Annotated in this window: 7 protein-coding genes and 1 pseudogene; 3 read left to right on the forward strand and 5 right to left on the reverse strand. The window is 54.6% G+C overall.

Annotated features, from left to right (window positions below):
• From ACOTXT_RS21705 to ACOTXT_RS21715, 3 genes are all read left to right on the forward strand, one after another.
• Positions 1-256: aldo/keto reductase (locus ACOTXT_RS21705; RefSeq protein ID WP_421625447.1), on the forward strand; the 256-nt coding region annotated here is incomplete at its 5' end.
• A gap of 195 nt (positions 257-451) precedes the next feature.
• Positions 452-1,360, forward strand: coding sequence for a LysR family transcriptional regulator (locus ACOTXT_RS21710; protein WP_032651774.1), 909 nt, complete (start codon positions 452-454; stop codon positions 1,358-1,360).
• A 104-nt stretch (positions 1,361-1,464) separates the two neighbouring features.
• Positions 1,465-2,052, forward strand: a complete 588-nt coding sequence (locus ACOTXT_RS21715; RefSeq protein ID WP_333164186.1) for a hypothetical protein — start codon at positions 1,465-1,467, stop codon at positions 2,050-2,052.
• Between the two features lie 28 nt (positions 2,053-2,080).
• Here the strand turns inward: ACOTXT_RS21715 and yjjJ are convergent, their stop codons facing one another.
• The 5 genes and pseudogenes from yjjJ to ACOTXT_RS21740 all read right to left on the reverse strand — a co-directional run.
• On the reverse strand, positions 2,081-3,385 hold the full coding sequence (gene yjjJ / locus ACOTXT_RS21720) for a type II toxin-antitoxin system HipA family toxin YjjJ (protein ID WP_032651772.1): 1,305 nt from the start codon (positions 3,383-3,385) through the stop codon (positions 2,081-2,083).
• 44 nt (positions 3,386-3,429) lie between these two features.
• Positions 3,430-6,606, reverse strand: coding sequence for a Cu(+)/Ag(+) efflux RND transporter permease subunit SilA (gene silA, locus ACOTXT_RS21725; RefSeq protein ID WP_333164291.1), 3,177 nt, complete (start codon positions 6,604-6,606; stop codon positions 3,430-3,432).
• 10 nt (positions 6,607-6,616) lie between these two features.
• Positions 6,617-7,864: an efflux RND transporter periplasmic adaptor subunit gene (locus ACOTXT_RS21730; protein WP_333164183.1), complete on the reverse strand. Its 1,248-nt coding sequence runs from the start codon at positions 7,862-7,864 to the stop codon at positions 6,617-6,619.
• An 11-nt stretch (positions 7,865-7,875) separates the two neighbouring features.
• Entirely contained in the window at positions 7,876-8,214 is a 339-nt protein-coding gene (gene cusF, locus ACOTXT_RS21735; protein ID WP_039025321.1) for a cation efflux system protein CusF, read from the reverse strand.
• A 28-nt stretch (positions 8,215-8,242) separates the two neighbouring features.
• Positions 8,243-8,359, reverse strand: a pseudogene (locus ACOTXT_RS21740) (hypothetical protein); the annotation flags it as partial.
• Positions 8,360-8,483 lie beyond the last annotated feature (124 nt).

Raw genomic sequence — 8,483 nt, forward strand, 5'->3', positions numbered from 1 at the left:
AAAGCACCATGTGCCAAGAGCCCATGTTGCACTTGCCTGGTTGCTATCAAAAACGGTCATCACAGCCCCGATCATTGGCGCGACCAAACCAGAACATCTTTCCACGGCTATCAGCGCACTGGACTTTACACTTAGCGATGCTGAAATCACGGAACTCGAGGCACTCTATCTGCCGCACCCCGTCGACGGGATCATTCCCCCGCTTCCTGATACGCCCCCTTCACTCACGCCGCCTTCAGCAATACACAACCGTTAACACCCTTCCCTGGCCCGGCGTTGCCGGGTCTCATTATTTTCAAGAATAACGAAGCACACCGTTTTCAGTGAGAGGCGATGAGTGGATGGACTTGTGAAAAAAATTCAGCAACGGATTAGCGCTAATCGGTCTATGGTGTATATCATTTCCGTATCAACACATTCGGGCCTTAACGCACAAGGAAAAGGATTCTGTATGCAAATAAGCAGAGCTGATGTTGCCGATCTCATTTATTTCATGGCTATTGCACGTCATCGCAGTTTCAGCCGTGCTGCCATTGAATTAGGTGTCAGTGCATCAGCGCTTAGTCATGCCCTGAAGGGACTGGAAACCCGGCTCGGGGTTCGCCTGCTTAATCGCACGACCAAGAGCGTCACCCCTACGGCAGCAGGTGAAGAACTGGTTCAGTCTGTCCTTCAGCCTTTCGACATAATAGAAGGCGCACTTGAATCGCTTAACAAGTATCGTAATACCCCTGGCGGACGTATCCGCATCAATGCTGCCGTTGAAGCGGCCAATCTTTTGCTTGCGCCAGTTATGCCCGCGTTTATGGATCGCTATCCCGATATTGAAATCGATATTGTGGCCAGCAACCGTATGGTTGACGTCACTGATGCGGGCTTCGATGCCGGTATCCGCTATGGTGGCACCGTCCCGGAAGACATGGTTGCCCGGCGTTTATCTGCCGATATTCGCTGGGTTATCGCAGCATCCCCAGACTACCTGGAACGTTACGGAACGCCTGAACATCCGGATGATTTATTACACCATCGTTGTATAAGCAATCGTCTCGGCGACGATCGGATTTATCGCTGGGAACTTGAGCGAGACGGCGAAACGTACCAAATCACTGTGCCAGGCTCAGTGACGGTCAACCAGGCTGAAACGGGCCTTGTGGCCGTATTAGGCGGAGCTGGTCTGATGTATTTTCCGGAGCCTCTTGTTGCACCCTATGTGAAGGATGGACGGCTCCGCCTGGTGCTGACGGAATGGTCCCCGCTGGAGGAAGGTTTTTATATCTATTATTCAAGCCGCCGGCAACTGCCGACCGGGCTTCGCCTTCTGATTGAGTTCATACAGGAGGCCAGGCCGCTGGGGTTGTGAAATAGCGCTTCCATGCGGGACGATGCAATGTCGTCTTTATCGCCCCGTAGCGGATATCATAAAATCAATCAGGGTCTTCACTCTTTTAAAAGCAGTATAATCAAATGATTAAAATTTTATCCCTTCGCCTGAAACACTGTAACGCGCTGGCCAACAGCATGAGCAATGCCTCCCCGACACAGCTGCAGCAGTTTAAGACGCAATTGTCCGAACAGATGGGTAAGCCTGTGGGACTACATACCATGGGTATTCCGGCAGCGATCAGTACGCTCGGGGTGATTGTCAGTTTCGCCATTCCGCAGCTGTGGTTGGGCTATGGCGTACTCGCCGCACTCAGCCAGCCAGCTGAACGCGTATTCGTGTGGGTTGTGCTGGTCGCCCTGCTTTTCGCTGGCATCAACGGCGTCACGATGTTCATGATTGGCAAAGGCAGCATGCGCGCCGTACGGATACATCTTGCGCTGGCGGTGATAAGCCTGGTATTAACGGCAGCCTATCTGCTGGCCGCGCTGATCGGTATCCCTTTTCCGGGCGTCAGTCTGACTGCGGCACTGGTGAGTATCGTCATGTTATTGCTTAGCGGCAGCTGTATCCTCTCCACAGCCTTTTATAAGATGCTGCTGTTTACTCTGCATAATCGCGCCTGGCGCAAGCTGATCAGACAGACTCGCGATGCACATATGCCACGCTAAGCCTGCCCCTCGTAAACATCCCGCCCCATTATCCCAGACGCGATATCCTTGACCTCGCCTCGTCCAGATGGCTGCGCAATGCGGCAAGACATGGCGCAAAATTGGCAGAAAAGCGGCCGCAACTACTGGCCAGCGTATAAAAGCGCTCGGCCAGCGCCAGTGCTTCATGCCAGGTTTCTCCCGCGATCGCGTCAATAAGCGTAGCCGGACGCAGCGTATTCACCAGTGCGCCTCCTGATTTCGGGGCAAATCCCATGGGCAGCATGTCATAGGCAGGAGCAAGATCGTAAGGCCGTCCATGGGAACTGATAAACGACAGATTACCGTGGTGCATGTCGGTATTGCCGATCAGCATACCAAACGCCCAAAGCCTTGACGTGCTGGCGACCGCATCCTGGTGAACACAGCCCTGCTTTGCCAGCTCATTCACCAGTACCGGCCACGATTCTCTTGCCCTGCCGACAAACTCCGCCTCGAGCGCACGTAAAGAAAAGAGTCCCTTACGACCAAGGGGTCCCGTACGGTCGAACCGCGGGATCTCAAGGAAGCGCTGTCCGCCAAAATCAAACACCTCGGTTTCGACGCCAAGCACGCTTAACGCAAGATGTTCTGCTAACAAAAGGTCTCGCCAGCGTTCGCTTACAGGGTTATCGTCCGGTGCCGTGAATTTCACAATTACGTGGCCACGTTCTGTATAAGTACAGAACTTCGGCTGTTCCCCCCCAGCAGAGGAGCCCGGTACTTCGCCCGCGCTCACGGCCTGCGCCAGCGACGGGTAGGCGGTTGCGCGGTCCACCGCAACAGGCGACGGCATCTCTACAAAATGATTCCTCGCCTGTTCTCCGATTAACAGGTTCCCCACCGCATCGTGCCCATGAGCGAGCAAAGCCCTGATAACGTCAGTATCACTCCAGTTCTCTGGATTCGGCGGCAGGCCCAGCTCGGATGAAAATCGCGAGGCGTACGCGCGGCCAAGGTATCCCTGAGGCCGCATGTCAAACAACCACCACGGCAACCCATCGCTATGGAGGCACACATTGTCCGTTTGCGCCATTACAAAACCGTCTGGATAAACCGGAATGAGTTTACCCAGCGATTTAACCTGACCCTCTTCCGTGATGCGGTAGACAGGAGCCGAACTGAATCCTCGATGTGTATCCCGCAGCACATAGTGAATAGATGGACCGGAGCCAATGCGAACAACCTCATCGCCAAGCGCTTTAATCGATCGTGAAACGGTAGGCTGACTAATACCCATAATATCAGTTAGTTGCCTTACCGATACCGGGCCTTGTCTCAGCAATTGTCGTAGTGTTTCGGATCGATTAATCATGGTTTTGAATAGCTTTATGAATAGGTTATTGAATAGCTAATTTATCAGGTATTGACTCCCCTGTCATCTTCACCAACGGCTGTCTCTGGTTTATGCCTGCGCAACCAAATTAACTTATACGCCGCAGGAATAATAAACAGCGACAGCAGCGGTGCCGTAATCATCCCGCCGATCATGGGCGCCGCTATCCGGCTCATGACTTCTGACCCTGCGCCGGTCCCCCAGAGAATGGGCAGCAGACCCGCGATGATCACCGCGACGGTCATTGCCTTTGGCCGCACGCGCAGCACGGCGCCCTGATAAAGGGCGTCATCAAGCCCCTGTTCAGTGAACGTTTCGCGCTGGGACAGCGCCGGATGTGCTTCAACGGCATGACGCAAATACATCAGCATGACCACTCCAAACTCTGCTGCCACCCCGGCCAGGGCGATAAACCCGGTGCCGGTTGCCACGGACATATGGAAGCCCTGCCAGTACAGGAACCATATCCCGCCGACCAGCGCGAACGGCAGGCTCATCAGGATCAACAGGGCCTCATCCACGCGACGGAACGCCAGATAGAGCAGAACGAAAATGATCATCAGCGTCATCGGCACCATCAGCTTCAGTTTCTTGTTGGCGTGCTCAAGCAGTTCAAACTGCCCGGAGAATGACACGCTGGTACCCGGCCTGAGCTTCACGTTCTGGCTGATGGCCGTCTTAATGTCGTTCACCACCGACACCATATCCCTGCCGCGGGCATCGATATAAATCCAGCTCGCAGGCCGGGCATTCTCCGTTTTCAGCATCGTGGGGCCTGAAACAACGTTGATATCTGCCACATCACCCAGCGTAATCTGCTGTTTCATAGGCGTCAGGATCGGCATCTGCTTCAACGCGCTCGGGCTATTCCGGTAGTCCTGAGGGTAACGAATATTAATCGGATAGCGGGCCACGCCTTCCACCGTTTCACCCACCGTCGCACCGCCGATGGCCGAGGAGACGAACAGCTGCACGTCGCCCACCGTCATTCCATAGCGGGAGGCTTTCTCCCGGTTGATATCGACATCAATGTAGCGCCCGCCTTCCAGACGTTCTGCCAGGGCAGACACCACGCCCGGCACCGTTTTGGCTACTGCTTCAATGCTTTGCGCCGTGGCGTCGATATCAGCCAGAACGGTACCAGACACCTTGATGCCAATCGGGCTTTTAATCCCGGTCGACAGCATATCAATGCGGTTGCGAATGGGCGGAACCCAGAGATTCGCCAGACCGGGCAAACGAACGGTCTTATCAAGCTCCTCAACGATCTTGTCAATCGTCATCCCGGGTCGCCACCGATTCTCAGGCTTAAGCTGAATGGTGGTTTCCACCATTTCGAGCGGCGCGGAATCCGTTGCCGTTTCGGCTTTGCCGGTCTTGCCGAAGACAGAGGCCACTTCAGGGACGGTTTTTATTAACTTGTCCGTGGTCTGTAAGAGCGCGGCCGCTTCTGCCGGAGAGACGCCGGGCAAAGTAGAGGGCATATACAGCAGATCGCCCTCATTAATCTTCGGCAGGAACTCGCCGCCCACCTGGCTCAGGGGCCAGATCACCGTCAAGATGGATAAGGCCGCAACCAGCAGGGTTGTTTTGGGCCAGTTGAGCACCCGAATCAGCAGCGGATGATAGGCGTTAATCAGCAGCCTGTTCAGCGGGTTACGGGTCTCGGCGGGGATTTTACCCCGGATCCAGAATCCCATCAGAATGGGGATCACGATGATGGCCAGCGCGGCCGCCCCTGCCATGGCGTACGTTTTGGTGAAGGCCAGCGGACCAAACAGCCGCCCTTCCTGTCCCTCCAGGGTGAAAATGGGAATGAATGACAGGGTGATGATCAGCAGGCTGATAAACAGCGCGGGGCCAACTTCGACAGAGGCGTTGGTAATCACCTTCCAGCGCGTGGCGTTATCAATCTGCTCTCCCGGATGCTGGTGATCCCACTCTTCTAACCGCTTGTGCGCGTTTTCAATCATGACGATAGCGGCATCCACCATCGCGCCGACCGCAATGGCAATGCCTCCCAGGGACATAATATTGGCGTTCAGCCCCTGGAAATGCATGACGATAAAGGCAATACACAGGCCAAGCGGCAGAGAGATAATCGCCACCAGCGCCGAGCGAATGTGCCAGAGGAACAGCGCGCAGACGATGGCCACCACGAAAAACTCTTCGAGAAGTTTGCTGCTCAGGTTATCAATTGCCCGGTCGATGAGCTGGCTGCGATCGTAGGTGGTCACAATCTCAACGCCTTCCGGCAGGCTGTCCTTCAGCGTCTCCAGCTTGTCTTTTACCGCCGTAATGACCTCGCGCGCGTTTTTACCCGAACGCAGGATCACCACGCCGCCCGCCACTTCACCCTGCCCGTTCAGCTCGGCAATACCACGGCGCATTTCCGGCCCCGTTTGTACGCGGGCAACATCTCGCAGGTAAATCGGCACACCGTTCTCACCGGTTTTCAGGACGATGTGATTGAAATCATCGATGGTCTGCAGATAGCCGCTGGCCCGCACCATATATTCCGCTTCCGCGATTTCTACGGACGATCCCCCCGCTTCCTGATTAGACGATTCAAGGGCCTGCTTAACTTCCGGCAGGCTGACGCCGAACTGCGCCAGCTTTAACGGGTCAACCTGAATCTGATACTGCTTCACCACGCCGCCGACGGAGGCCACCTCGGCCACGTTCGGGATTGTTTTCAGCTCAAATTTCAGGAACCAGTCCTGCAATGATCGCAGCTCGGCGAGATCGTGTTTTCCGCTGCGGTCCACCAGCGCATACTCAAATATCCAGCCTACGCCCGTGGCGTCCGGGCCGATTTCGGAACTCACCCCGGCGGGGAGTTTGCCCTGAACCTGATTCAGGTACTCCAGCACGCGCGAGCGGGCCCAGTACAGATCGGTCCCGTCTTCAAAAATAACGTACACATACGAATCACCAAACTGTGAAAAACCGCGCACGGTCTTCGCGCCAGGAACCGACAGCATGGTGGTGGTGAGTGGATAGGTCACCTGGTTTTCAACAATCTGCGGGGCCTGGCCGGGATAGCTTGTTTTGATAATCACCTGAACGTCAGACAGATCGGGCAAGGCATCGACCGGGGTGTTGATGATGGTCCATGTCCCCCAGACGCTGAGAAACAGCGCGCCCATCATCACCAGGAAACGGTTGGCAACCGAACGCCGGATAATCCATTCAATCATCATCGTCTCCTTAATGGCCTGAATGCGCGTCGTCAGCGGCTTCAGCGTGGCGCATGCGCCCCAGCGCGCCGGTAATATTGGCCTCCGAGTCAATCAGAAACAGACCGCTGACCACCACCGACTCCCCCTCTTCCAGTCCGGTACCAATGCCGGACTGCTGCTGTGATTCATGCAGAACGTGGATCCTTTTCGGTACAAACTTCCCGTTCGCATCAACGGTAATAACGCGCTGTTCTTTCCCGGTATCGATAACGGCCTGAGACGGAATGAGCAACATTTCCTGACTTTGGGTATTCAGCTTCAGGTAGGCATTCATGCCCGGTTTCAGCAGTTCATCCTTGTTGGAGACCTGCAGGCGCACCTGCAGCGTACGGGTGGTTTGATCCACGCTCGGCAGAAGACGCCATTTTTCAACCGGGAAGGATTTATCCGGATAAGCCGGTACCGAAACAGTAAACTGCGAGGTATCTTTCAGCAGATAAGCAATGGATTCAGGAACCGCCGCGCCGATCCAGACCGGATCCATCCCCTGAATCTGCGCCACCACCTTTTCTTTGGAAATATTCATTCCGGTGCGCAGGTCAAAGGCCGTGATCACCCCGTCAATGGGCGCCTTGATGGTAAACCGGGTCTGGATAGTACGGGTCGCACGCAGCCGCTGAATATCGTCATCCGGCATACCCGCCAGGCGCAGACGCTCCAGAACGCCTTTTATCTGCGTGGGCGTTCCGCCGGTGCCGGAAAGCAGGAGGAACTCGCTCTGCGCTTCGACCCAGTCCGGAATGGTGATATCAACCAGCGGCGTGCCTTTATTCACCTTATCGCCAATCGTCAGCGGGTACACTTTCTCAACGAACCCTTCCGCACGCGCCTGCACAATGACAAACTGATAGTCGTTATAGCTGACGTTGGCCGGGATCGTCTGGGCATAATTCAGCTTTCCGCGCGTCACTTTTTGCGTTTTTAATCCCAGGTTCTGAACCTGGGTCGGATCGATACGGATACCGTCACTGCTTTTACCATCCTCATCGGCATATTTCGGCACCAGCTCCATATCCATAAACGGTGATTTACCGGGCTTGTCGAATTTCACGTCAGGCTTCATCGGGTCATACCAGAAAAGGACCTTTCTTTCCGCAACGCTATTTGCTGTTTTTTCAGATGAATAAAGTGTCTGCCATGCCGTCACCGATATCAGCCCTCCGGCAATAAGGCTGCTGACTATCATGGCAGCGTATTTTATTTTTAATGAGGCCATGCCGTTTCTCGCTATTTTATGCTCTTGAGTAAAGAGAGATTGCCCTGCTGAACAAACGAGAAATTCACGTGGCTGCCGACTTTTAAGGCAGTAATACTCGCGTCGGCCTGCATAAAAGTAAAACGCATGGTCATCGCGGGCCAGCCAATTTCCGGGATGGCTTCGTGAGAAATCGTCACTTTTTTATTCGTGAGATCAATATCCTTCACAATGCCGGTCCCGGTGATGACCTGCTCTGAGACACCTTCGCTGGCGGCGCTCATCTCCGCGTGCTGATGAACCTCAGCCTGAAGACCGGCAGAAAACATAATGATTGCACCAAATACGACGGCGTTAAGTGAATTGCGCATGTTTAATATCCTTTTTAATTAAATGAGGTTATTCGGCCCAACCGCCGCCCAGCGCGGTGAAGAGGTTAATTTCATTAACCTGCCGGGCATAAATAAGGTCGAGAATATTTTGCTGCGTGGAAAACAGCGACCGTTCCGCGTCTAAGGAAGGTGCGAATAAGTCCGAGATGTGAGATCATCGTGTTGTAACCTGAACCCAGAATGAGTAACCGGATGAGCCAGCAACTGACTTTTGCCGACAGTGAGTTTTCCAGTAAACGCCGCCAGAC

Source organism: Enterobacter cloacae complex sp. IR5422, assembly GCF_049238165.1.
Lineage (GTDB): Bacteria > Pseudomonadota > Gammaproteobacteria > Enterobacterales > Enterobacteriaceae > Enterobacter > Enterobacter roggenkampii.

Excerpts from the sequence above, each read along its gene's own strand:
- ACOTXT_RS21710 (WP_032651774.1), top strand. The coding sequence starts at position 452 with ATGCAAATAAGCAGAGCTGATGTTGCCGATCTCATTTATTTCATGGCT.
- ACOTXT_RS21715 (WP_333164186.1), top strand. The coding sequence starts at position 1,465 with ATGATTAAAATTTTATCCCTTCGCCTGAAACACTGTAACGCGCTGGCC.
- yjjJ (WP_032651772.1), bottom strand. The coding sequence starts at position 3,385 with ATGATTAATCGATCCGAAACACTACGACAATTGCTGAGACAAGGCCCG.
- silA (WP_333164291.1), bottom strand. The coding sequence starts at position 6,606 with ATGATTGAATGGATTATCCGGCGTTCGGTTGCCAACCGTTTCCTGGTG.
- ACOTXT_RS21730 (WP_333164183.1), bottom strand. The coding sequence starts at position 7,864 with ATGGCCTCATTAAAAATAAAATACGCTGCCATGATAGTCAGCAGCCTT.
- cusF (WP_039025321.1), bottom strand. The coding sequence starts at position 8,214 with ATGCGCAATTCACTTAACGCCGTCGTATTTGGTGCAATCATTATGTTT.